The organism is Streptomyces sp. R818, assembly GCF_056172735.1.
The window spans coordinates 151,443-175,642 of sequence record NZ_JAOCNE010000010.1; the positions used below are offsets into that span (position 1 = coordinate 151,443).

At 71.4% G+C, this 24,200-nt stretch carries 17 protein-coding genes; 6 read left to right on the forward strand and 11 right to left on the reverse strand.

From position 1 onward, the window contains the following. Window positions 1–51 precede the first annotated feature (51 nt). On the reverse strand, window positions 52–4,992 hold the full coding sequence (locus N5I75_RS24735) for an NAD-glutamate dehydrogenase (protein WP_476680686.1): 4,941 nt from the start codon (window positions 4,990–4,992) through the stop codon (window positions 52–54). Between the two features lie 465 nt (window positions 4,993–5,457). Between N5I75_RS24735 and N5I75_RS24740 the strand changes: the two genes are divergently transcribed. Continuing rightward, window positions 5,458–6,051: a DJ-1/PfpI family protein gene (locus N5I75_RS24740; protein ID WP_476680688.1), complete on the forward strand. Its 594-nt coding sequence runs from the start codon at window positions 5,458–5,460 to the stop codon at window positions 6,049–6,051. Window positions 6,052–6,280: 229 nt separating this feature from the next. On the opposite strand, the gene N5I75_RS24745 is transcribed toward N5I75_RS24740, so the two are convergent. Next, a complete protein-coding gene (locus N5I75_RS24745; protein WP_476680690.1) occupies window positions 6,281–6,955 on the reverse strand; it encodes an HAD family hydrolase in 675 nt (224 codons plus the stop codon). A gap of 54 nt (window positions 6,956–7,009) precedes the next feature. Next, a complete protein-coding gene (locus N5I75_RS24750) occupies window positions 7,010–7,525 on the reverse strand; it encodes a DUF6912 family protein (RefSeq protein ID WP_476680692.1) in 516 nt (171 codons plus the stop codon). 429 nt (window positions 7,526–7,954) lie between these two features. On the opposite strand from N5I75_RS24750, the gene N5I75_RS24755 reads away from it, so the two are divergent. Continuing rightward, on the forward strand, window positions 7,955–8,272 hold the full coding sequence (locus tag N5I75_RS24755; RefSeq protein ID WP_476680694.1) for an Rv3235 family protein: 318 nt from the start codon (window positions 7,955–7,957) through the stop codon (window positions 8,270–8,272). A gap of 53 nt (window positions 8,273–8,325) precedes the next feature. Here the strand turns inward: N5I75_RS24755 and secA are convergent, their stop codons facing one another. Then, window positions 8,326–11,136: a preprotein translocase subunit SecA gene (secA, locus tag N5I75_RS24760; protein ID WP_476680696.1), complete on the reverse strand. Its 2,811-nt coding sequence runs from the start codon at window positions 11,134–11,136 to the stop codon at window positions 8,326–8,328. Between the two features lie 197 nt (window positions 11,137–11,333). Here secA and N5I75_RS24765 point away from each other — a divergent pair, with 197 nt between their 5' ends. After that, complete coding sequence (locus N5I75_RS24765; RefSeq protein ID WP_476680698.1) at window positions 11,334–11,906, forward strand: GNAT family N-acetyltransferase; 573 nt, start codon at window positions 11,334–11,336, stop codon at window positions 11,904–11,906. A 50-nt stretch (window positions 11,907–11,956) separates the two neighbouring features. Next, window positions 11,957–13,120 carry a winged helix-turn-helix domain-containing protein gene (locus N5I75_RS24770; protein ID WP_476680700.1) on the forward strand — a complete coding sequence of 388 codons (1,164 nt, stop codon included), beginning with the start codon at window positions 11,957–11,959 and terminating at the stop codon, window positions 13,118–13,120. A gap of 24 nt (window positions 13,121–13,144) precedes the next feature. On the opposite strand, the gene N5I75_RS24775 is transcribed toward N5I75_RS24770, so the two are convergent. From N5I75_RS24775 to mtnA, 7 genes are all read right to left on the reverse strand, one after another. Then, window positions 13,145–13,897, reverse strand: coding sequence for a response regulator (locus tag N5I75_RS24775; RefSeq protein ID WP_476680702.1), 753 nt, complete (start codon window positions 13,895–13,897; stop codon window positions 13,145–13,147). A gap of 236 nt (window positions 13,898–14,133) precedes the next feature. Then, entirely contained in the window at window positions 14,134–14,835 is a 702-nt protein-coding gene (gene hpf, locus N5I75_RS24780; RefSeq protein WP_476680704.1) for a ribosome hibernation-promoting factor, HPF/YfiA family, read from the reverse strand. A gap of 336 nt (window positions 14,836–15,171) precedes the next feature. Next, the gene (locus N5I75_RS24785; protein WP_476680706.1) at window positions 15,172–15,948 is read right to left on the reverse strand and encodes a ComF family protein; all 777 of its coding nucleotides are present in this window, start codon (window positions 15,946–15,948) and stop codon (window positions 15,172–15,174) included. Window positions 15,949–16,046: 98 nt separating this feature from the next. Then, window positions 16,047–17,906: an LpqB family beta-propeller domain-containing protein gene (locus N5I75_RS24790; protein ID WP_476680708.1), complete on the reverse strand. Its 1,860-nt coding sequence runs from the start codon at window positions 17,904–17,906 to the stop codon at window positions 16,047–16,049. Then, window positions 17,893–20,037 (reverse strand): MtrAB system histidine kinase MtrB, encoded by a 2,145-nt coding sequence (gene mtrB / locus N5I75_RS24795; protein WP_476680710.1) that lies wholly within the window; start codon window positions 20,035–20,037, stop codon window positions 17,893–17,895. The genes N5I75_RS24790 and mtrB overlap by 14 nt, the downstream gene beginning before the upstream one ends. Window position 20,038: 1 nt before the next feature. Then, a complete protein-coding gene (gene mtrA, locus N5I75_RS24800) occupies window positions 20,039–20,728 on the reverse strand; it encodes a two-component system response regulator MtrA (protein WP_199836122.1) in 690 nt (229 codons plus the stop codon). Window positions 20,729–20,732: 4 nt separating this feature from the next. After that, window positions 20,733–21,920, reverse strand: a complete 1,188-nt coding sequence (mtnA, locus tag N5I75_RS24805; RefSeq protein ID WP_476680712.1) for an S-methyl-5-thioribose-1-phosphate isomerase — start codon at window positions 21,918–21,920, stop codon at window positions 20,733–20,735. Window positions 21,921–22,060: 140 nt separating this feature from the next. On the opposite strand from mtnA, the gene N5I75_RS24810 reads away from it, so the two are divergent. Continuing rightward, the gene (locus N5I75_RS24810; RefSeq protein ID WP_476680714.1) at window positions 22,061–23,440 is read left to right on the forward strand and encodes a DUF7847 domain-containing protein; all 1,380 of its coding nucleotides are present in this window, start codon (window positions 22,061–22,063) and stop codon (window positions 23,438–23,440) included. A gap of 22 nt (window positions 23,441–23,462) precedes the next feature. Continuing rightward, window positions 23,463–24,140 (forward strand): DUF4129 domain-containing protein, encoded by a 678-nt coding sequence (locus tag N5I75_RS24815; protein ID WP_476680750.1) that lies wholly within the window; start codon window positions 23,463–23,465, stop codon window positions 24,138–24,140. Window positions 24,141–24,200: the final 60 nt, after the last annotated feature.

The window sequence follows — 24,200 nt, forward strand, 5'->3', positions numbered from 1 at the left end:
CGCCCCGGGCCGGAACACATCCGGCCCGGGGCGCCCTCTTCCACGTAACCGCTACGAGTGCACCCGCAGCAGCGTCCGCATCGTCCGCATGGCCACCGACAGGTTCGCCAGGTCGAAGGCGTCCGAGCCCTGGATCTCCTCCAGGGTCGTGCGCGCGCGGCCCAGGATCGGCGCGTTCTTCTCCTCCCACGCCTTGAACCGCTCCTCCGGCGTCGACGCCCCGTTCCCGACGGCCAGCACGTCCGCCGTCAGGGCGGCGTGCGCCGCGTAGAGGTCCTCGCGGATGGAGGCGCGGGCCATCGACTGCCAGCGGTCGGCCCGCGGGAGTTCGATGATGCGGTCCATGAGCTGGGTGATGGAGAGCCGGTCGGCGAGGTCGTAGTAGACCTCGGCGACGTCCGTCGCCTCCTTGCCCGTACGGTCCGCGATCTGCACGATGTCGAGCGTCGGGAAAGCGGACGAGAACCCGGCGACCTGACCGGCCAGCGCCTCCGGGACACCGCCACCCGTCAGCTCGTCGCAGATCGACTGGTACCACTCGGCGTCCGCGCCCTTGAGCATCTTCGGCATGGCGGCCCACACCTCGGCGACACGGTCCTTGAAGAAGGAGATCGTCTCGGCGAGCTGGAGCGGCTGCGGCCGGTTGTTGAGCAGCCAGCGCGTGCCGCGCTCGACGAGGCGGCGCGAGTGCAGCCGGATCCGGGTCTGGACGTCGGCGGCGACGACATTGTCGAGCGCCTCCACCGCGTCCCACACCTGGCCGAGCCCGAAGATCTCGCGTGCGGCGAGCTGCGCCCGCACGATCTCCTCCAGGGACGCCCCGGTCTCCTCGCGGAGGCGGTGCAGGAACGTCGAACCGCCGGTGTTCACCGTGTCGTTGACGAGGACCGTCGTGATGATCTCGCGGCGCAGCGGATGCGCGTCGATCGCGTCGGCGTACTTGTCGCGCAGCGCCTCCGGGAAGTAGGCGTGCAGCAGACGGCGCAGGTACTCGTCGTCGGGCAGGGTGGTGTGGATCAGCTCCTCGGCCGCCGTGATCTTCGTGTAGGCGAGGAGGACGGCCAGCTCGGGCTGGGAGAGCCCGCGCCCGGAGTTGAGGAGCTCCTTGATCTGCCGGTCGTTGGGCAGGAACTCCAGGGACCGGTCGAGGTGGCCCTGCTTGCCGAGGCGGCGCATGAACCGCTGGTGGGCGTGGAGCAGGGACGGCGACTGAGCGACGGCGTTGGCGAGCGCCACGTTCTGCGCGTAGTTGTTGCGCAGGACCAGGTGCCCGACCTCGTCGGTCATCGCGGCGAGCAGCTTGTTGCGCTGCTTCACCGTCAGGTCGCCCTCCGACACGAGACCGTTGAGCAGGACCTTGATGTTGACCTCGACGTCGGAGGTGTTGACGCCCGCGCTGTTGTCGATGGCGTCCGTGTTGACCTTGCCGCCGGTCCGGGCGAACTCGATGCGGCCGAGCTGGGTCGCGCCGAGGTTGCCGCCCTCGCCGATGACCTGGGCGCGCACGTCCTGGCCGTCGACGCGGATGGCGTCGTTGGCCTTGTCGCCGACGTCCGCGTTGGACTCCGCCGAGGACTTCACGTACGTCCCGATGCCGCCGTTCCACAGCAGGTCCACCGGGGCCTGGAGGATCGCCTTCATCAGCTCGGCCGGGGTCATCTTCGCCTGGCGGCCCTCGATGCCGAGCGCGTCGCGGATGTGCTGGTTGAGCTGGATCGCCTTGGCGGAGCGCGGGAAGACGCCGCCGCCCTGCGAGATCAGCTCCTTGTCGTAGTCGGCCCATGACGAGCGCGGCAGCTCGAACATGCGGCGCCGCTCGGCGTAGGAGGTCTCCGCGTCCGGCTTCGGGTCGATGAAGATGTGCCGGTGGTCGAAGGCGGCGACCAGGCGGATGTGCTCGCTGAGCAGCATGCCGTTGCCGAACACGTCACCGGACATGTCGCCGACGCCGACGACCGTGAAGTCCTGGGACTGCGTGTCGACGCCCAGCTCGCGGAAGTGCCGCTTCACGGACTCCCAGGCGCCGCGCGCGGTGATGCCCATCGCCTTGTGGTCGTACCCGGCGGAGCCGCCGGAGGCGAACGCGTCACCGAGCCAGAAGTTGTAGCTGCCCGCGACCTCGTTGGCGATGTCGGAGAAGGTCGCCGTGCCCTTGTCGGCCGCGACGACGAGGTAGGTGTCGTCCTCGTCGTGGCGCACGACGTCGTTCGGGGGGACGACCTCGCCGGCCACCAGGTTGTCGGTGATGTCGAGCAGCGCCGAGATGAACGTCTTGTAGCTGCGGATGCCCTCGGCCATCCACGCGTCCCGGTCCACGCCCGGGTCCGGGAGCTGCTTGGCGACGAAACCACCCTTCGCGCCGACCGGCACGATGACGGTGTTCTTCACCATCTGCGCCTTGACCAGCCCGAGGATCTCGGTGCGGAAGTCCTCGCGCCGGTCCGACCAGCGCAGACCGCCGCGCGCGACCTTGCCGAAGCGCAGGTGCACGCCCTCGACGCGCGGCGAGTACACCCAGATCTCGTACGCGGGCCGCGGCGCGGGCAGGTCCGGGATGGCCTGCGGGTCGAACTTCATGGAGACGTACGCGTGCGGCTGGCCGCCGCCCGCCTCCTGGAAGAAGTTGGTGCGCAGCGTCGCCTTGATGACGGTGAGGAAGGAGCGCAGGATGCGGTCCTCGTCGAGCGAGGCCACCTGGTCGAGGGCGCCGTCCAGCTCTTCGAGCAGGCCGTCCGTCAGCTCGGTCCCGGCGCGCTGGCGGTCCGGCGACATCCGCGCCTCGAAGAGGGAGACGAGCAGCCGGGTCGTGTGGACGTTGGTGCGGAGGGTGTCCTCCATGTAGTCCTGGCTGAACGTGGAGCCGGCCTGGCGCAGGTACTTGGCGTACGCGCGCAGCACCATCGCCTGGCGCCAGTTCAGCCCGGCGCGCAACACGAGGCTGTTGAACCCGTCGTTCTCGGCGAGCCCGGTCCAGGTCGCGGCGAACGCCTCCTGGAACCGCTCGCGGCCGTCGGCGCCGAGGTCGTCGGCGCCGCCGTTCGCGGGCTTCGGCATCCGCAGCCCGAAGTCGTAGATCCACGCGGTCGTCTTGTCACTGCACCGCAGCTCGTACGGGCGCTCGTCGGTGACCTCGACGCCCAGGCGCTGGAGCACCGGCAGGACCTCGGAGAGCGAGACGGGCGCCCCGGTCCGGAAGATCTTGAAGCGGCGCTCGCCGGGCGCGGCGCCGACCGGCTCGTACAGCGACAGCGCGAAGTCCTTGCCGCCCTGCTTGAGCTGTTCCAGGTGGACGAGGTCGGCGACGGCCGCGCGCGGCGAGTGGTCCGCCTTGTAGCCCTCGGGGAACGAGCCCGCGTAGCGGCGAAGCAGTTCGGCGGCGCGCTCCTCACCGCACTCGGCGTTCAGCGCCTCGGCGAAACCGTCGGCCCAGGAGCGGGCGGCGTCGACGAGCCGCGCCTCGATGCGGTCCTTGTCGGCGTCGGAGAGCTGCGGCAGCTCGGTGCCGGGCGCGACGCGGACGACGAAGTGCAGCCGGGAGAGGATCGACTCCGTGTTCCAGGCGGTGAAGTCGACGCTGGTCCCGGCCAGCTCCTCCTTGAGGATGTCGATGATCCGCAGCCGGACGCCGGTGGTGTAGCGGTCGCGCGGCAGGTAGACGAGGGCCGAGTAGTAGCGCCCGTACTCGTCCTGGCGCAGGTAGAGCCGGAGCCGGCGGCGCTCCTGGAGGTAGAGGACCGAGGTGACGATGGAGCGCAGCTCGTCGGCCGGGGTCTGGAACAGCTCGTCGCGCGGGTACGTCTCCAGGATCTGGAGCAGGTCGCGGCCGTCGTGGCTGTTGGGCGAGAAGCCCGCGCCCTTGAGGACCTCGGCGACCTTGCGGCGGATCACGGGGACGCGGCGCACCGACTCGGTGTACGCGGCGGAGGAGAACAGGCCGAGGAAGCGGCGCTCGCCGACGACATTGCCGTCGGCGTCGAACTTCTTCACGCCGACGTAGTCGAGGTAGGACGGGCGGTGCACGGTGGCGCGGCTGTTGGCCTTGGTGAGGACCAGGAGGCGGTGCTCGCGGGCCTTGGCGCGGGCGTCGGCGGGCAGCCGGTTGAAGGACGGGGAGACCGGGTGGTGGTCCTCGCCCTCGTGCTGCGGGTCGGCGCGCAGGATGCCGAGGCCGGTGCCGGGCACGGCGGCCAGGGAGTCCTCGTCGGTGAGGGTGTACTCGCGGTAGCCGAGGAAGGTGAAGTGGTTGTCGGCCAGCCAGCGCAGCAGCTCACGCGCCTCGCTGACCTCCTGCTCGGCCAGGTCGCCCGCGGTGGGCTCGGCGGGCAGCTCCTCGGCGATGCGCAGCGCGGCGTCGCGCATCTTCTCCCAGTCCTCGACGCACTCGCGCACGTCGGACAGGACACGCAGCAGGTCGGCGGTGATCTGCTTGAGGTCCTCGCGGTCGCTCTCGCGGTCCGTCTCGACGTGGATCCACGACTCGGTGAGCACGTCGTGGCCCTCGGCGGTGGAACCGGCGGGCAGCACTTCCTGGAGCTTGCCGGTGACGTCGCGGCGGACGACGACCTGCGGGTGGATGACGACGTGGATGCCGCGGCCCTGCCGCGACAGCTCGTTGGTCACCGAGTCCACGAGGAACGGCATGTCGTCGGTGACGACCTCGACGACCGAGTGGCTGCACGTCCAGCCGTTCTCCTCGACGGTCGGGGTGTGCACCTTCACGTTGGCCGTGCCCTGCGGACGGTTCTCCGCGAGCCGGTAGTGGGAGTACGCGGCACCGAAGACGTCGACCGGGTCGCGGTCGGCCAGATCCTCGGGCGCCGTGTGCAGGTAGTAGCGCCGGAGGAACGCGAGCACGGTCTCCTGGTCCAGGGGACCGCCCGCGCCCTCGCCCGCCGCCCCGGTCGGTAGGTGCCCCCCTACCGGGCTGTTCTCAGCTACCCGGGCGGCCCGTGCGAGCAGCTCGGCCTTGGCTTCGTCCAGCTTGGTCTGCATTGTCCTCTGGCTCCTGTCGCGCGCCATTGCGTGACGTAGACGTTCCGATGATGAAGCGATCGACGCAACGCCGTGACGCGGGGTGTCCGGTCAGCCTCGACGTTATGCCGGATTGGAAGAAGAGCGGACGGTAATGCGCCATTTTCAACGAACTGGCCATCCGCCGGAAATGATCAGCGGCTGCGCGCCGGGCCCGGTCGCGGTGGCGAACCGTGTCTTCCCGGCGCGGGCAGGGGGCGACGATGCCCCCGCGAGATATCGCGCTGATCACCGCACCAGGCTATCGCTCTCCGCGGGGGACCCGTCATGAGCTGTATGTGTACAAAACCTACGGTCGAACTTTGACACTCTGCACAGAAGCGCGGCCCTTCCCGTGCCAGGGCCCGCCCCCTTGCCAGGAGTGCGGGGCGGCGGCACGTTGGGCACGACGGCGGATACCCGACCGTCGAGGGGAGGGTGTGACCAATGGCACCACCAACGGCACCATCAAGGGCACCGAGGATCCTGATCGTGACCGGCGACGCGGCGGAGTCCCTGGAGGTCCTCTACCCGTACCAACGGCTGCGCGAAGAGGGCTACGACGTCCGCATCGCGGCCCCCGCGCGCAAACGCCTGCGGTTCGTCGTGCACGACTTCGAGCCCGGGTTCGACACCTACACGGAGAAGCCCGGCTACACCTGGGAGGCCGACCTGGCCTTCGCGGACGTCGAGCCGGGCGCGTACGCGGCCCTGGTGATCCCGGGCGGCCGGGCCCCGGAGTACCTGCGCGGCGACGGCGAACTCCGCAAGATCGTCAAAGCCTTCTTCGACTCCGACAAGCCCATCGCCCAGATCTGCCACGGCCCGCTCCTGACCGCCGCGGTCGACGGCCTGCGGGGCCGCCGCGTGACGGCGTACCCGGCGCTCGAACCCGACCTGCAGGCGGCGGGCGCCACGTTCCAGGACGCGGAGGTGGTCGTCGACGGCACCCTCGTCTCGTCCCGCGCCTGGACGGACCACGCCGCCTGGATGCGGGAGTTCCTCACGGTGCTGCGGGCGAAGGCGCCGGTGGGCGCCTGACGCGCGCGTACGGGATGAGCAGCCCGCGGGGTCACGGCGGGCCGGCTGCCCCGCCGACAGGGCAGCCGGTCCAAGCATCGCGGGACACCCGCGCGCCATGCATCGGTATGCGGGAAGACAGGTATACGCAAATTCGACGCAACCCCGCCGTCCGTATACCTAGACCTGCGCGTCCGTGCCGGTGCTGAAGCGGTTCACGCCGACGCGTCCGTGCCGGTGGTGACGTGGTTCAGGCCGCAACGACCAGCCGTTCCGCCTCGCGCACCGCCTCCGCCAGCGTGTCCACGACCGGCGCGCCCACCCCTTCGAGGCTGGCCCGGCTGTGCGAACCGCCGGTCCAGAGCACCGCGTGCGCACCCGCGCCGAGCGCGGCGACCGCGTCGTCGGCCGCGTCCCCGATCACCACGGTCCGCTCCGGCGCCACACCTTGCAGCGCGCTCAGGTGCCGCACCATGTGCTCGGCCTTGCTGCCGCCGGACGGGCCGGTCCGCCCGTCGACCCGCACGAACCGCTCGGTGATGCCCAACTGCCGGACCAGCGGCACCAGTTCCTCGTGCCCGTACATGCTGAGGATGGACTGGCTGCGGCCCGCGTCCTGCCATCCGGCGAGCAGCGGCTCCACCCCGTCGGCGAGCCCGCACGCCACGGAGTGCAGCACGTAGTGCCGGTGGAAGGCGTCGTCCATCAGGACCCACTCGGCGTGCGTGGGCATCCGCCCCATCAGCCGTTCGTAGAACTTGGGCACCGGCACGCAGTACAGCGCCCGGTACTTCTCCAGCGTGATCGGGGGCAGCCCGATCTCCGCGAAGGCGGCGTTGGTGGCGCGGATGATCGCCTCGTTGTCGTGGAACAGGGTGCCGTTCCAGTCCCAGACGATGTGCGCGGCAGGTATGTGTCTCCCCATTCCTAGAACCTACCCGCCGTGTCCGGCGGGGCCGCGGGCTCGGCGGTCAGGGGCTCAGTCGTCGCGGCCCACGAGATTCGGGATCTCCTGGGTGGCGAACCACAGCAGCTCGTGGTCCTCGGCCCCGTCGACGATGAACTGCGCGTCGTCGTCCCCGTGATCGGCGGCGCCGAGCGCGGCGGCGGCGGCGGTGACGTCGGCCTCGGCGTCGTCGGCGTCGACGTGCACGGCGGCGGCCTTGGCGAGGCGCACGGTCTCGCGGACGGTGACCTCACCCAGCGAGGCGGGGTCGAGCCCGGTGTCGGGGTCGGTGACGGCGGCCTTGTCCGGCACGTCCACGGCGACGACGACCCGCCGCCGCGCCGCTTCCGGCTCCCCGGCGATCAGCCGCAGCGAGGCGAGCGCGGCGCGGTTCAGGGCCGCGTACTCCAGCTCCTCGATGTCGTCGGAGAGGTACCACTCGCGCAGCGCGGGCGTCACGGCGTAGGCGGTGAGCGGCGCGGGCCCGAGCTCGCCCGTCTTGTACGCCTCTGCGAGTCGGGGCAGGGACAGAGGTACGTACACGCGCATGGCCGGCCGCTTTCGTCGTCATCAAGGTCGCAGGGGCCTCCAGGATACGTACGGGAGTCCCCCTTCGGGCTGCGGGCCGCTTCGCCCGCCCGCGTCAAGGGGCGGCGGGCCGGGTCGACGGCCGCAACGCCGCGACCAGCTCTCCCCTCACCCGGATAGGTGAACCGACCGCGGCCTCCGGGTGCGCCGCCGCGCCTCTTGCAGCGCTCTCGCCGAGCCCCGTACAAGGTCCCACAGACAGGGTTACCGACTGGTATCCGGCGAGGCGTACGGCGATCGGCATACGGAGGCGACGTGCAGAAGGTCATGTTCCGGCAGGGTCCCCGGGGAACGGCCCGGCCCCCTTCCCGCCCGCCGGCCCGCCGGGACTCCCGTCGCCCGGCACCCGCCCGCCGCGTACCGCCGGAGGCACCCCCGCACCCCACCGAGATGTTCACCCAGCGCCTGCTCCTGGTCCTGGCCGGCACGAGGCCCCCGCACTGGTTCGCCCGCTACACCGCCGACCGCGCCTACGACGACCTGCTGTGGCTGGTGGCCCGCCGCCCGCTCGGCACCGGGGGCCTTCGCCCGGCCATCCACGACGTCGGCTACTTCGTCGCGGCGACCGACACCTACGAGGTCTTCGCCCGCATCACCGCCGGACGGCGCCTGCACGCGCTGGCCTTCCGCATGCACCTGTCGGCCGACAACCGCTGGCGCGTCACAGCGGTGGAGCTCGGCGCCCGCCCGCCACGGGACGGCGGGTGACACGGCGAAGGGCCGGGCGCACGGCGCCCGGCCCTTCGCGGAACGACCCCGGGCTACTTCTTGCGACGGCGGCCCTTGGCCTGCTTGCGCCGCTCGGCCCGCGTCAGACCGTCCGCCTCGGAGCGCGTCGGCCCGTCCTCGGTGACGAAGTCGCCCTCGTCGACACCGCCCTCGGCGTTCGGCGCCTGGAAGTGCAGGCGGTCCGGGCGCTGCGGGGCGTCGAGGCCCTTGGCGCGGATCTCCGGGCGCGAACCGGCCTGCGCCGGAACCGCGTCCTCCTTGTCGAGCGACGTGGCGGGCGCCGCGTCCTCGACCGGGACCTCCTCGACCTGCTGCTCGACCTGGACCTCCAGGTTGAACAGGTAGCCGACGGACTCCTCCTTGATGCCCTCCATCATGGCGGTGAACATGTCGAAGCCCTCGCGCTGGTACTCGACCAGCGGGTCCTTCTGCGCCATGGCGCGCAGGCCGATGCCCTCCTGGAGGTAGTCCATCTCGTAGAGGTGCTCGCGCCACTTGCGGTCGAGCACGGAGAGGACGACCCGGCGCTCCAGCTCACGCATGATCTCGGAGCCGAGCTGCTCCTCGCGCTGCTCGTACTGCGCGTGGATGTCGTCCTTGACGGCCTCGGCGATGAACTCGGCGGTCAGACCGGCGCGGTCACCGGCCTCCTCCTCCAGCTCCTCGACCGTGACCTTGATCGGGTAGAGCTGCTTGAAGGCGCCCCACAGCCGGTCGAGGTCCCACTCCTCGGCGAAGCCCTCGGCGGTCTCGGCCTGGATGTAGGCGTCGATCGTGTCGTCCATGAAGTGCTGCACCTGCTCGTGCAGGTCCTCGCCCTCCAGGACGCGGCGGCGCTCGCCGTAGATGACCTCGCGCTGGCGGTTGAGCACCTCGTCGTACTTCAGGACGTTCTTGCGCGTCTCGAAGTTCTGCTGCTCGACCTGCGACTGCGCGGAGGCGATCGCGCGCGTGACCATCTTGTTCTCGATCGGCACGTCGTCCGGCACGTTCGCCATCGACATGACGCGCTCGACCATCTGCGCCTTGAACAGGCGCATCAGGTCGTCGCCGAGGGAGAGGTAGAAGCGGGACTCGCCGGGGTCGCCCTGACGGCCGGAACGACCGCGCAGCTGGTTGTCGATACGCCGCGACTCGTGGCGCTCGGTGCCGAGGACGTAGAGCCCGCCGAGCTCCTTGACCTCCTCGAACTCCGCCTTGACGGCCTGCTCGGCCTTCTCCAGGGCGGCGGGCAGGGCAGCGGCCCACTCCTCGACGTGCTCGACGGGGTCGAGGCCCGCCTGGCGCAGCTCGGCCTCGGCGAGGTCGTCGGGGTTGCCGCCGAGCTTGATGTCGGTACCGCGGCCCGCCATGTTCGTCGCGACGGTGACGGCGCCCTTGCGGCCCGCCTGGGCGACGATCGTCGCCTCCCGGTCGTGCTGCTTGGCGTTGAGCACCTCGTGCTGGACACCGCGCTTGGAGAGCTGCTGCGAGAGGTACTCGGACTTCTCGACCGACGTCGTGCCGACGAGGATCGGCTGGCCCTTCTCGTGCTTCTCCGCGATGTCGTCGACGACCGCGTCGAACTTGGCGACCTCGGTGCGGTAGATCAGGTCGGCCTGGTCCTTGCGGACCATCGGCTTGTTGGTCGGGATCGGGACGACGCCGAGCTTGTAGATCTGGTGGAACTCGGCGGCCTCGGTCATCGCCGTACCGGTCATGCCGGAGAGCTTGTCGTAGAGGCGGAAGAAGTTCTGCAGGGTGATCGTGGCGAGCGTCTGGTTCTCGTCCTTGATGTCCACCCCTTCCTTCGCCTCGATCGCCTGGTGCATGCCCTCGTTGTAGCGGCGGCCGGCGAGGATACGGCCGGTGTGCTCGTCGACGATCATGACTTCGCCGTCGATGACGACGTAGTCCTTGTCCTTCTTGAACAGTTCCTTCGCCTTGATGGCGTTGTTCAGGTAGCCGACGAGCGGGGTGTTCACCGACTCGTAGAGGTTGTCGATGCCCAGCCAGTCCTCGACCTTGGCGACACCGGACTCGTGGATGGCGACGGTGCGCTTCTTCTCGTCGACCTCGTAGTCGCCGGTCTCCTCGATGCCCTTCAGCTGGTTGCCCGCCTCGCCCTTCTTCAGGCGCGTGACGAGCTTCGCGAAGTCGCCGTACCACTTGGTGGCCTGGTCGGCGGGGCCGGAGATGATCAGCGGCGTACGGGCCTCGTCGACGAGGATGGAGTCGACCTCGTCGACCACCGCGAAGTTGTGGCCGCGCTGGACCAGCTCGTCCTTCGACCACGCCATGTTGTCGCGCAGGTAGTCGAAGCCGAACTCGTTGTTCGTGCCGTACGTGATGTCGCAGTTGTACTGCTCGCGGCGCTGCGCCGGCGTCATGTTCGCCAGGATGCAGCCGACGGTCAGGCCGAGGAACTTGTGGACGCGGCCCATCATCTCGGAGTCGCGCTCGGCCAGGTAGTCGTTGACCGTGATCAGGTGGACGCCCTTGCCGGACAGCGCGTTCAGGTACGTCGGCAGGGTGCCGACCAGGGTCTTGCCCTCACCGGTCTTCATCTCCGCCACGTAGCCGAGGTGGAGGGCGGCGCCACCCATCAACTGCACGTCGTAGGGGCGCTGGCCGAGGACGCGGCGGGCGGCCTCGCGCACGGTCGCGAACGCCTCGGGCAGCAGGTCGTCGAGGGTCTCGCCGTCCGCGAGCCGCTCCTTGTACTCGTCCGTGAGGGCGCGCAGCTCGGCGTCGGAGAGGCTCTCGAAGTCCTCTTCGATGGAGTTGACCTGGTCCGCGATGCGGTGCAGCTTGCGCAGGATCTTGCCTTCGCCTGCACGCATGATCTTCTGGAGGACGGACACGCGGTTGGTCTCCTTGCCGGTCGGGCCTGGCACGGTCGGTTACTCAAGCGACAGCCTGAGCAACGGCCATCGTATGCGAGGACCCCACCGCGCCGGGAGGTCTGCCATGAGGTCCAACGGACGGGAGCCTTCGAAGGTGCCGCTCCGGGAGCCGAAAAGTCGTGGCGCCCGGCCGCGGCCCCGAGCAGAATCGGGCGATGGACCCCGTGAAGCTGACCACCGCCCGCCTGCACTTGCGCACCTTCGAGCCCGCCGACATCGACGCGGTGTGCGCGGCGGTCCAGGACCCCGAGATCCAGCGCTGGGTGCCGGTTCCCTCGCCCTACGCGCGCGGGGACGCCGAATACTTCGTCCAGCGCGTGGTCGCCGACGGCTGGCGCACCGACACGGAGTACACCTTCGCCGTCCGCACCGAGGAGGACGGACCGGTCCTCGGCGCCATCTCGGTGCACCACCCGCGCGCGGGCACCTGGGAGATCGGCTTCTGGACGGCCAAGGAGCACCGCGGCCGCGGCTACATGACGGAGGCCACCCTCGCCCTGGCCCGCTGGGCCTTCACCGACGTCGGCTGTACGCGCCTGGAGTGGCGGGCCGAAGTGGGCAACACGGGCTCGCGCATGGTCGCCGAGAAGGCCGGCTTCACCATGGAGGGCACCCTGCGCGCGGGCCTGCGCAACAAGGACGTCGTACGCGACTGCTGGATCGCCGCGCTGCTCCCGTCCGACCTGGGGCTGCCCTGCCCGGTGCCGTACCTGCCGGCCCGCGCCTGAAAGCGGTCGTGGCGGCCTGACTGTCAGTGGCCGGGCCTATCGTTTCCGGCATGACGACCTTGCCGCGTCCCGCCGCCGATCTGTCCGCCGACGAAGCCCGCCGCATCGCGCTGCGCGCCCAGGGCTTCCTCGGCGCCCCGGACCGCAAGGGCGGGGTCCGCGGGGTCCTGCGCCACCTGGGCGCGGTGCAGCTCGACACGATCTCGGTCCTCGCCCGCTCCCACGAGCTGATCCCGTACGCGCGCCTGGGCGCGGTCGGCAGGACCGCCGTCGAGGCGGCGTACTGGAGCGACCGCCACGCCTTCGAGTACTGGTCGCACGCCGCCTGCGTCCTGCCGATCGAGGAGTGGCCGCACTTCGCGTTCCGCCGCCGCGCCTACCGCGCCCGCCCGCACTGGCACCACGACCTGCCCGACGGGGCGTACGAGCAGGTCGTCAAGCAGCTCCGCACCGAAGGCCCGCTCACCGCCACGGAGTTGGGCGGCGCGAAGAACAAGGGCGAGTGGTGGGACTGGTCCGAGTCGAAGATCGCCGTCGAGCGCGCGCTGATGTACGGCGAGGTGGTGTGCGTGGAGCGCCGCTCCTGGAAGCGGGTCTACGACCTGGCGGAGCGCGCCGTCCCCGCCGAACTGCTCCATGACGAGCTGGACGACCGGGAGTGCGTGCGCCGTCTGGTCCGGCAGGCGGGCGAGGCGCTCGGCGTCGGCACGCGCGCGGACATCGCCGACTACCACCGCCTCAAGAGCGAGCAGTTCGACGCGGTGATCGCGGACACCGGCCTGGTCCCGGTGGCGGTCCAGGGCTGGACCAAGCCCGCGTGGGCCGATCCGGCGGCGCTGGCCTCCGTGCCGCGCGGCCGCCACCGCACGACGCTCCTGTCGCCCTTCGACTCCCTGGTCTGGGAGCGGGCGCGCACGGAGCGGATCTTCGGCTTCGCGCACCGCCTGGAGGCGTACGTCCCCAAGCCGAAGCGGGTGCACGGCTACTTCGCGATGCCGGTGCTCGCCGGAGGCCGCCTGGTGGGCCGCGTCGACCCCGCGCGCGAGGGCTCCACCCTGGTCGCCCGGCAGGTCTCCCTGGACGGCCCGAAGGCGGTCGCAGGGGTCGCCGAGGCGCTGCGCGAGGCGGCGAGCTGGGTCGGCTGCGACAGCGTACGGGTGGAGCGCATGGACGTGCCTGAGCTGAAGCAGGCCCTGATCAAAGCGCTGGACTAACGGATCTGGACCAACAGATCTGGACTAACGGATCTCGAGGATCTTCTCGCGCATCGCGTAGACCACGGCCTCCATCCTGGAGTGCAGCTGCAGCTTCTCCAGGATGTTGCGCACATGGTTCTTCACGGTGTTCTCGGAGATGAACAGCTCCTTGGCGATGTCCCGGTTGTTCATGCCGGTCGCGACGAGCTTCAGCACTTCGAGTTCCCGGTCGGTCAGCCGGGGCGCGGGCACGAGCCTGCGCTCGTCGGTGCGCTGGATCATCGACTTGAACTCGGTGAGCAGTTTCGACGCCATCGAGGGGCTGATCTGCGACTGCCCGTCGGCGACCGCGCGAATGGCCGTGGCCACCTCGTCGGTGGAGATCTCCTTCAGCAGATAACCGGTCGCACCGGCCTTGATCGCGTCGTAGAGATCGGCTTCCTCGTCGCTGATCGTCAGCATGATGATCTTCGCGCTGGGTGCCACCTCCTTGATGGAGGTGCACGCCTCGATCCCGCCCCGCTTGGGCATCCGCACGTCCATCAGGACGATGTCCGGCAGCAGGTCGGCCGCCTTGTCCACCGCCTCCGCGCCGTCCCCGGCCTCGCCGACGACCTGGATGTCCTCCTCGGCGGCGAGGACGATCTCGAGGCCGCGCCGGAACAGCGCGTGGTCGTCGACCACAAGGACCCGGATGGGCTCCTTGCGCGGGGAGCCCGCGTCCGGTCCCATGCCGGCGCCGTCGTCGGCAGCGCCGGCGCCCTCGCCCCGCATCGGTCCGAAGCTGTCCGCCATCGTTCCTCCCCCTGAAGGCCGTGGCCTGTCGTCCTGTGCCGCGCCAACCGGAGGCGCCGACAAGCCGGTTGACCCGGCCCAGCCATGATTTCATGCCCCGGCGTCCGCGCGACGACGGTGCGGCGCACTGAGGGGTCGCACAAAGGTGCCCCCGGGGGCGCATGCGCGCTCCAGGGGCACCCGATGAGCGGGTTTTCGGACAACTGTGCCCGGGTGGGCCGGCTGTCCGGACGGGCTCAGCCGCCGATGGCGTCACCCGCGTCGGCGCCGCGCGTCTCCGCGTCGGTCACCATGGGGTCGGTGCTGAGGTGGATGACGCCGTAGTCGTAGGCGTGGCGGCGGTAGACGACGCTCGGTTCCTTGGTCTCGGAGTCGACGAACAGATAGAAGTCGTGCCCGACCAGCTCCATCTCGTAGAGCGCCTGGTCGAGCGTCATGGGCGCCGCCACGTGCGTCTTCTCGCGCACGATGAGCGGGCCCTCGCCCTGGACCTCGAGCGACCCCATCTTGGTGGTGGGTACGCCGTCGGTCTCGGCCTCGTCCCGGACGACCGAACCGTCCCCGTTCAACGTCGCCGCGCCCGGGACCACCTCGGCCACCTCGGCCGCCGAGATCCGCTTGGTGCCGCGCCGCGTCGACCGCTTGCTGTGCTCCTTGCGCAGCCGCGCGTCCAGCTTGTCGGTGGCGAGGTCGAGCGCCGCGTACGGGTCGCTCGCCGCGGCTTCGGCCCGGATCACCGGGCCGCGCGTGCGCAGCGTGATCTCCACGCGGTCGCACCGGTCGGCCTGTCGGGGGTTGGGCTCCTTGGACACCTCTACGTCGAGGCTGATCACCTTGCCGTCGAGCTTCTGGATCTTGTCCAGCTTCAGCTTCTCGGCCACGTGCTTGCGGAACCGCTCCGGTACCTCGGTCTTGCGGCCCTTGACGACGATGTCCACGCAGAACTCCGTTCCCGGATCGCTCCGCTCTGGTCGGCGGAGCTACTCCCTCTTGCACCAGGCTCCGGCCATATCCGGAGCCTCGGACTCGGTGACTTCCACCTCCTCCTCCCCCGCGGACAAGATCTCCACCCCACCGTTCCGGGTGATTGCGGAATCCTTGTGCAAACCCACGGGACGGCAATCCGATATGCGAGGCACAGAGGCTGTCTTTCTCGCCAAGTTCCTCACATCCGAACATATCTCGCCCGGACGGATGTCGTCACCCTCTACTGACGCGTACCTCCATTCAGTGGAAATAACCCTCCTGCGACCTGCAATGACGCAGATTCTCGGTCACTTCCGGTTTATTTCGAAGGAATCCGGAGAGGCGGCGATCACCGCCCCCAGGACCTCGTCCGCGCCCGTCATTCGAGAACCCGTCACGCGGTGTTCCCGCGCGCCTGCGACCTCCCCGTTACCCGATACCGGATGCGTCAATGCGCGCAAGGCGCGGTGCGCCTCGGCCAGGGACGCGCCGGTCGTCATGAGGTCGTCGACCACCACAATCCGGCCAACTTCGCGCAGAAGCCCGTCCGCCCCGGCCGCCACCTCCAGCGCACCGGTCACGTTCGCGAGCCGCTCCCGGGCGTCGAGCCCGGCCTGATCGGCCACCGCACGCCGCTGCCGCAGCAGACCCAGCACTCTCGCCGGAGCCCCGGCCCGCCGCAGCTCGGCCGCCGCGACGTACGCGATGCGCCGCATGGGGTCGTGCCCACGGGCCCGTACGGCACGGGGCGCGGAGGGTACGGGGACGAGCGCGAGGGTCCTTCCGTCGGCCCTGGGCGCCCCCTGCCGGACCGCGCCCGCCAGCGCGGCGCCGAGCGGCCCCGCGAGCCCCAGCGCCCCGCGCTCCTTGTGCGCGAGCAGCACGGCCCGCACGGCGCCCTCGTACGGCGCGGCCGCGTGCACGACGGGCAGCCCGGGCGCCTCGGAGCGGGGCCGTACCCGGCCGGGCACAGCACCGCTCAACGCCGCCGAACACCCCGCGCACAGCGACGTACGAGACCTGCCGCAGCCCGCGCACAGAGCCGGCAGCACCAGATCGGAGAGGTCCTGCCACCACCCCCGCATACCCCCACTCTGCCCTCCGGCCAGGGCCACCACCAGCCCTGTGGACAACGGCCTGTGGACAACCGGCCTGGTCTGACAGGCAGGAGCTCCGGGCCGGGTTATCCGGGGTAGACCGGCGCCGTCCCGTCCTTGAGCACCGACTGCCACGCCGCGCCCGGCGGCAGCCGGACGATGCCGTCGTCCGAGTGGGCGAGCAGCGGCAGCCGGTCGTCCTCGGAGGCGGCGATCTCGCTGACGCGGGTCAGACCGGGCAGCGCCTGCCCCGTCGGCGTCGAGCCGTCGCACTGCACGTACCGCATCTGCTGGAGCTCACCGGCCTCCCGGCCGACGACCAGGAGGCGGCTGCCGCCCGCCCAGGACACGGCGGTGACGTCCTCCATCTCCGGCGCGGCGATGCGCAGGTCGGCGACGGAGAACTCGACGCCCCCCTCCCCGTCGGAATGCCGTTCGACGCGCCCGATCCGCAGCGACGTCGCGCCCTTTTCCTTCACCAGGAGCGCGATCCGCGCACCGTCGGCGGACGCCTTGACCGCCTCGATCCGGGCGCCGTCGGCGAGCCCGTCCGTGGAGACCTCCTGCATCTTGTCGCCGAGGCCCTGCCCGAACACGAGCAGCCGCGCGTGATCCGGGTCCCGGTCGGCCACCCACAGGTCGCCGCGCCCGTCCCAGCTGGGCTTCGACAGGCCGTCCTTCACCGAGGCGGCCTGGCTGCGCACCAGCGGGTCCCCGAGCGAGGCGCTGGAGACGAACGAGGCCACGTACAGCGACCGCCCGTCGCCCGACACGCCCGCGCCGCGCTCCTGGTCCCGCGAGACCGCCACGGACCGCAGCGACTGCACGCCCTCGCCCAGCGGCCCCGGCACCCGCGCGGGCTCCCGGTCGGAGCTGCTGCTGCCCGCCATGCGGACGAGCCGCCCCTTGCCGTCCAGGAAGTACTGGTTGTCCATGACGGGGGAGCGCCGGGGCGCCACGAAGGCGTCCGCCTCCGACTCGTTCAGCGCGCACATGAACCGGCCGTCCGCACGCTTCAGCTCGACCTCGCTCACGCTCGACGACGACAGGTCCCGCAGGGAATACAGGAGCTGGGCCGCCATCTCCTTGCACTTGGTCGGCGTGACCGCCTCGGCCTGCGTGTTCAGCGGCACGGTCAGCTTGTTCGCGTCGTCCGGCGCGAGGGACTCGAAGCCCTTCTTGAGGCCCGCCCCCGTCGGGAACGCCGTCCGCACGGCGGGGTCCAGCCACCGCGTCGGCCCGGCGAGGACCTCCTTGACCGTCTCGGTCAGCGGATCCGTCCACTGCCGTACGAAGACGGGGTCGGCGACGAGCTGCTTCTGCGGGGCCGCGTCCTCGGAGACCGAATCCACGGCGTAGTAGTACTTGTTGACGGACTGGTAGACCCGCTGGAAGTCGGACTCTCCGAGCACGACTCCGGTCGGCAGGTCGTCGATCCGCCACTGCTTGCCCTTGGCGGTCTTGACCAGGGACAGATGCAGACTCTGCCCGTACTCGCCGGAGTCCGGCTGGTAGGCCTGCTGCTTGTCGACCGTCGCGACCCGCTGACCGATCAGCTTGAAGGTCTGCCCCTCGTCGCCGCCGTCCTGCTGGCTGGCGGGCCGCGCGCTCGGCCCGTCGGCGAGCACGACGGTCTCCTGCCCCGGCCGCCACTCCTTGGCCGCCTTCGGCGTCAGATACTTGCGCGCCATCGCGTACGAGGGATCATCGCTGGTCAGCGCCTCAAGGAAGCCGTCGACGACGCTGTTGGGGCTGGCCCCGTCCCGCGGCGGCAACGCGAACACGCGTACCTGCGAGTCCGGCCGCTGCGACGCCTCCACGGACTCGAGCCCGCCCTTGTCCGGCATGGACGCGCACCCGGCGAGCACCACCACCGCGCACCCGACGAACGCGCCGGACCGCATGCCGCGCCTACGGCCCGGCCCCCGCACCTCACGCACGCCCACCGCTGCCCCCTTCGCCACGCTCGCCCGACTCCGCGGTCCGGTCCCGGCGCCCGCCCACCGCCACGTCGTCCGACGGCGCACCGGGACGCGACGGCGCCTCGGACCGGTCCGGCCCGGGCACCGCACGCTCGTCCGGCTGCCGCGGCACGCTCGGCGCACCGTCCCCGTTGCTCGCGCCGCCACGGGGCACCACCCGCGCACCGCTCCCCGGCAGCGCCGTCGGGTCCGCGGGGACCGAGGTCTGCGAGAAGCGCGGCGCCATCTGCGTCTGCATCTGGCCGTTGGCCGGTCCGGCCGGCGGCGTCTGCGCCGGGACCGTCGCCAGCTTGCGGCCCGAGGCCGCGCCCTCCGTGTCGCCGGGCGCACGGCCGCGCCGCGAGTCCTCCGGCTCCAGCGGTATCGGCGACCCGCGCAGCGGCTCGTCCGCCGTCCGCGGCAGGGTCAGCCGGAACTGCGAGCCGCCGCCGGGCTCGCCCCACGCCTGCAGCCAGCCGCCGTGCAGCCGCGCGTCCTCCAGGGCGATCGACAGGCCGAGGCCCGTACCGCCCGTCGTACGCGCGCGTGCCGGGTCGGCCCGCCAGAACCGGCTGAACACGCGCGTCGCCTCGCCCGGCTTGAGCCCGACCCCGTAGTCGCGCACCGCCACGGCGACCGCGCCACCCGCGGCGGCGAGCCGCACCACGACGTCCTTGCCCTCGCCGTGCTCCACGGCGTTCACGACCAGGTTGCGCAGGACGCGCTCCACCCGGCGCGCGTCCGCCTCGGCCACCACCGGCAGCTCGTCGCCGACGACGCGTATGTGCGTGCCCTTGCGCTCGGCGAGCGGCTCGGCGCCGCCGACGACCCGGCGCACGACCTCCCGCAGATCTATCGGCTCCGCCTCAAGGGCAGCCGCCCCGGCGTCGAACCGGCTGATCTCCAGCAGGTCCGCAAGGAGCGACTCGAACCGGTCGAGCTGGTCGGCGAGCAGCTCCGCGGAGCGCGCGGTCACCGGATCGAAATCGACCCGCGCCTCATGGATGACATCGGCGGCCATCCGTACGGTCGTCAGCGGCGTGCGCAGCTCATGGCTGACGTCGGAGACGAACCGCCGCTGCATCCGCGACAGGTCCTCAAGCTGCTGGATCTTGAGATGAAGGTTCTGCGCCATCTTGTTGAAGGCCTCGCCGAGGCGCGCGATGTCGTCCTCGCCGGTCACCTTCATACGTTCCTGGAGGCGGCCCGCGGAGAGCCGCTCGGCCACTCCGGCGGCCATCCGCACGGGCGTGACGACCTGGCGCACGACGAGCCAGGCGATGGCCCCGAGCAGCACGACCACGAACAGCCCGGCCGTCGCCAGAGTGCCCTTCACGAGGCCGAGGGACTTCTCCTCCTGCGTCAGCGGGAAGAGGTAGTACAGCTGGTAGCCGTGGCCCTGCGGGTCGGCGAGCCGCTTGCCGATGACGAGGCCCGGCTGGGTCTCACCGTCCCGGTAGATGATGCGCGTGTACTCCTGCGAAGCGCCGGTCATGCGATCGACCCGCGCGCGCAGGTCGTCGGGCACGCTGCGGTCCGGCTCCACGTCCCCGGAGGCGCGCGGCCCGCGGCCGCTCCCGCTGCCCGCGTCGTCGGGGCTGAGCGTCACCACGTCGTAGGCGCCCTTGCCGCCGCTGGAGAGCTGCGTGACAAGGTCGCTCAGCCACACGTTCGGATTGAGCGTCGTGCGGCTGTCGGCGGCCGCGCCGTCCCGCACCCCGGTGGCCGACGTGTCCGCCCGGTCCTTGGCCGCGCGGAACCCGCCCTCGGCCTGGCTCTGCGACGCCTTGACCTTGGCGTCGAGCAGGCCGTTGCGCACCGAGCCGATGACGACGATGCCGAGCAGCAGCACGACACCGAGCGACATCAGCAACGTCGTGACGACGACCTTCAGCTGGATGTTGCGCCGCCACAGCCGCATCGCGGGCAGCAGCGGCCGCCGCACCCAGCGGGTGAACAGACGCAGCACCGGACTGCCGTTCATCCCGCCCTGGAGCAGCAGCCCGCCGTCCATGACGCGGCGCAGCCGGGAGCCACGCCCGGCCGCCTGTCCCACAGGCCGCTCCGGGCGGGACCCCGGCTTGCCGGGCGCCGAAGCGGCACTGTTCCGGGACATGTCAGCTCGGTCCGGCCTTGTAACCGACGCCACGGACGGTCACCACGATCTCCGGCCGCTCGGGGTCCTTCTCGACCTTCGAGCGCAGCCGCTGCACATGCACGTTGACCAGGCGGGTGTCCGCCGCGTGCCGGTAGCCCCAGACCTGCTCGAGGAGCACCTCACGCGTGAAGACCTGCCAGGGCTTCCGCGCAAGAGCGACCAGCAAATCGAACTCCAGCGGCGTCAGCGCGATCGACTGCCCGTCCCGCTTGACCGAGTGCCCGGCCACATCGATGACCAGGTCACCTATGGCCAGCTGCTCGGGCGCGGGCTCCTCCGACCTCCGCAGCCGCGCCCGGATGCGGGCCACGAGCTCCTTCGGCTTGAACGGCTTCACGATGTAGTCGTCCGCGCCCGACTCCAGACCCACGACGACATCGACGGTGTCGCTCTTCGCCGTGAGCATCACGATCGGAACCCCGGACTCCGCCCTGATCAGACGGCAGACCTCGATGCCGTCCCTTCCGGGCAGCATGAGGTCCAGGAGGACCAGATCGGGCTTGGTCTCACGGAAAGCGGCCAGCGCCTTGTCGCCGTCGGCCACGAACGACGGCTCAAAACCTTCACCACGCAGCACAATGCCGAGCATCTCGGCCAGTGCGGTGTCGTCGTCGACGACAAGGACTCGTCCCTTCATGGACCACATCATCCCATTAGCTAATCGTTACCTGGCGTGACCTCGAACACAGGTCCTCCAGACTCCCACCCGTCACAGGGGAAACAACGCCCCACTCCGTGACGATCGCCGTCACCAGCTCCGGCGGCGTCACGTCGAACGCGGGGTTGTACGCCTGCGTTCCCAGCGGTGCCACCGGAATCCCGCCACCTGCCTCCATCCCGGCCAGCGGCGCCTGCGGCGCCGTGACCTCCGTCACTTCATGCCCGGCCCGCTGCTCCACCTCGATGGACGCACCGTCCGGAGTCCTCAGATCGACCGTCGTCACCGGCGCCACCACGATGAACGGCACGTGGTGATATCGCGCCAGCACGGCGAGCGGATAGCTCCCCACCTTGTTGGCCACCGAACCGTCCGCGGCGATCCGGTCCGCCCCGATGAGCACCGCGTCCACCTCGCCCGCGGCGAACAGCGACCCCGCCGCGTTGTCCGTGAGCAGCGTGTACGCCATCCCGTTGCGAGCCGCCTCGTACGCCGTGAGCCGCGCGCCCTGCAACAGCGGACGCGTCTCGTCGACCCACAGTCGGCGCAGCCGCCCCGCCCGGTGCGCGGCGAGCGCCACGGCGAAGGCGGTGCCCTCCCCGCCGGACACCAGCGCCCCGGTGTTGCAGTGCGTAAGCACCCGGTGGTTGCCGCCGGGCAGCAGCTCGTCGAGCAGCCGCAACCCGTGCTCGGCCATCTTGGCGCTGGCCTCGGCGTCCTCCTGGTGCAGCGCCCGCGCGGCGGCGAGCGCAGCCGCGGCGGCCCGCTCCCGTACGGCGGCACCTCCACCCGAGCCGTTCCCCACGGCGGCGCGGTACGCCTCCTGGGCCCGGCGCACGCCGTACGCCAGGTTGACCGCGGTGGGCCGCGCCCCCGCCAGCGCGTCCGCCGCGTCCTGCACGTCGAACCCGCGGGCCGCCGCGAGCGCCACTCCGTACGCTCCGGCGATGCCGAGCAGCGGAGCCCCGCGCACGGACAGGGAGCGGATCGCCTGCACCAGACCCTGCGGGTCGGTGCACACCAGCTCGATCTCCTCGGCCGGCAACCGGGTCTGGTCGAGGAGGACCAGAACGGGCCCCTCGGCCGGTTCCTCCCACCTGATCGCCGGTATGTCGATGGTCTTGGGCTGTATGTCCTCGCTGGGCCGTATGTCCCCGCCGGTTTGCGCGTACTGATCAGCCATCTGCCCAGTCTGCCCCGGACCGGGCCGACAATTGAAGGTGTCCAGCCCCTACGGGCCCAGGTCACCTGGCGCCCACCCCATGGCACGATGGCAGCCAACCTGCCGCCGCGACCGCGGACGGGCACCGTGAAGGAGCGACGATGAACGACACTCCGGGCTGGGCATCGCCCGGATCCGCCCCCTCCGACGGCCCTGGCGACCACCGCCAGGACGGTCGCAGCGGCGACGGTCAGAGCGGCGACGGCCAGGGCGCGGGTCCGCAGGACTCCGCGGGCCAGGGCCCCCAGTGGTCCAAGGAGCAGCCACCGCCCGCCCAGTGGTCCGCACCCTCCGGCCCGCCCGCGCCCGGCTCCGGCCAGGCACCGCCGCCACCACCGCCCCCTCCGGCCCCCGGCCAGGGCCAGGGCTGGGGCGGCGGCCAGAACTGGGGTGGCAACGGACAGAACTGGGGCGGCGGCCAAGGCTGGGGCGGCGGCCAGGGCGGCCCCGGCGGCCCCGGCCCCTGGGGGCACGGCGGTTACGGCGGCCCGCCCCCCGCCGCCAAGCCCGGCGTCATCCCGCTGCGCCCGCTCGGCGTCGGCGAGATCCTCGACGGCGCCGTGTCGACCATGCGCACGCACTGGCGCACGGTCCTCGGCATCGCGCTCACCGTCGCCGTGATCACCGAAGTCCTCGTCGTCCTCCTCCAGGGCTTCGCCCTGGACGGCGCGACCACCGATGTCCTCGACGACCCGAACGCCAGCGCCGCCGAGCTGACGCGCGCGATGGGCGAGGTCCTGGGCGGCCTCGGTGTGGTGCTCGTGGTCACGCTGCTCGGCACGATCGTCGCGACGGCCCTGCTCACCACGGTCACCAGCCGCGCCGTCCTCGGCACGTCGGTCACCATCAAGGAGGCCTGGCGCGAAGCCCGCCCGCAGGTCCTCCGGCTCCTCGGCCTGACCCTGCTGCTGCCGCTGATCTGCGCCGCGGTCATGCTCGTCGGCACGATCCCCGGCATCCTGCTCGCCGTGCTCGGCTCGACCGACGGCGGGATCGCCCTCGCCGTCCTCGGCGGCCTCGTCGGGTTCGGCTTCGCGGTCTGGCTCTGGTACCGCTTCTCCCTCGCCTCGCCCGCGCTGATGCTGGAGAAGCAGACCGTCCGCAGGGCCATGAGCCGCTCCGCCAAGCTCGTCCGGGGCTCGTGGTGGCGGGTCTTCGGCATCCAGTTCCTCGCCGCGATCATCACCCAGGTCGTCGCGTCGATCATCCTGGTGCCCTTCAGCATCGTCGCCGGCATCGTCGGCGGCGACGGCGTGGCCGGGTTCCTCGAGACCAGCGGCGACGTCGGCTGGGCCTTCCTGATCATCAGCGGCATCGGCTCGGTCGTCGGCTCGACCATCACCTTCCCGATCACCGCGGGTGTCACCGTGCTGCTCTACATAGACCAGCGCATCCGCCGCGAGGCCCTCGACCTCGAACTCGGACGCGCCGCCGGCCTGCACGGCTACGGGGACGCCCCCGGCGCCACCCCGGGGAGCTGATGGGGTGGGCGCGCACGGGGGGATGCTCGCGGCCGCGGCCCGGCTCACGCGCGCCGGCGGCGACGAGCCACCGGTGACGATCTCGCGCGACCCCGCGCGGGAAGCGGCCGAGCGGGAGCTGTCCAGGCCCGCGTACCACGAGAACGACCCGAGCTGGTTCATGCGCGCCCTGAACAAGTTCTGGGACTGGGTCGACGACCTCTTCTCCGCCGCGTCCGGCGCCGCCCCGGGCGGCACGCTCGGCCTGATCGTCATCATCCTGGCCGTCCTCGCCCTCGGCCTCCTTCTCTGGTGGCGCCTCGGCACCCCCCGCCGCTCCCCGGTCTCCTCACAGGCCCCGCTCTTCGACGACCGCCCGCGCAGCGCCGCCGAACACCGCGCGGCCGCCGACGCCCACGCCGCCCAGGGCCAATGGAACCAGGCCGTGCAGGAACGCATGCGCGCCCTCGTGCGCTCCCTGGAGGAACGCGCCCTCCTGGACCCCCGCCCCGGCCGCACCGCCGACGAGGCGGCCTCCGAAGCCGCCCGCCCGTTCCCGGCCCACACCGACGCCCTCCACAAGGCGGCCCGCACCTTCGACGACATCGCGTACGGCGGCCGCACGGCGACCCAGGCCACGTACACCACGCTCACCACCCTGGACACCGAGCTCCACCGCACAGCCCCGTCCCTGCCGACCCCCGCAGGAGCGCCCCGGTGACGAACACCCCGTACTCCAGCACTGGGGGCGGCACCGGAGACACCCCGGAGCCCCGCACCA

Coding starts and splice junctions, on each gene's coding strand:
- N5I75_RS24755 (WP_476680694.1), top strand. CDS start 7,955: ATGTTCACCCAGCGCCTGCTCCTGGTCCTGGCCGGCACGAGGCCCCCG.
- N5I75_RS24745 (WP_476680690.1), bottom strand. CDS start 6,955: ATGGGGAGACACATACCTGCCGCGCACATCGTCTGGGACTGGAACGGC.
- N5I75_RS24775 (WP_476680702.1), bottom strand. CDS start 13,897: ATGGCGGACAGCTTCGGACCGATGCGGGGCGAGGGCGCCGGCGCTGCC.
- N5I75_RS24770 (WP_476680700.1), top strand. CDS start 11,957: ATGACGACCTTGCCGCGTCCCGCCGCCGATCTGTCCGCCGACGAAGCC.
- N5I75_RS24765 (WP_476680698.1), top strand. CDS start 11,334: ATGGACCCCGTGAAGCTGACCACCGCCCGCCTGCACTTGCGCACCTTC.
- N5I75_RS24750 (WP_476680692.1), bottom strand. CDS start 7,525: ATGCGCGTGTACGTACCTCTGTCCCTGCCCCGACTCGCAGAGGCGTAC.
- N5I75_RS24735 (WP_476680686.1), bottom strand. CDS start 4,992: ATGCAGACCAAGCTGGACGAAGCCAAGGCCGAGCTGCTCGCACGGGCC.
- N5I75_RS24740 (WP_476680688.1), top strand. CDS start 5,458: ATGGCACCACCAACGGCACCATCAAGGGCACCGAGGATCCTGATCGTG.
- N5I75_RS24815 (WP_476680750.1), top strand. CDS start 23,463: ATGCTCGCGGCCGCGGCCCGGCTCACGCGCGCCGGCGGCGACGAGCCA.
- mtrB (WP_476680710.1), bottom strand. CDS start 20,037: ATGTCCCGGAACAGTGCCGCTTCGGCGCCCGGCAAGCCGGGGTCCCGC.
- N5I75_RS24785 (WP_476680706.1), bottom strand. CDS start 15,948: ATGCGGGGGTGGTGGCAGGACCTCTCCGATCTGGTGCTGCCGGCTCTG.
- mtrA (WP_199836122.1), bottom strand. CDS start 20,728: ATGATGTGGTCCATGAAGGGACGAGTCCTTGTCGTCGACGACGACACC.
- N5I75_RS24810 (WP_476680714.1), top strand. CDS start 22,061: ATGAACGACACTCCGGGCTGGGCATCGCCCGGATCCGCCCCCTCCGAC.
- mtnA (WP_476680712.1), bottom strand. CDS start 21,920: ATGGCTGATCAGTACGCGCAAACCGGCGGGGACATACGGCCCAGCGAG.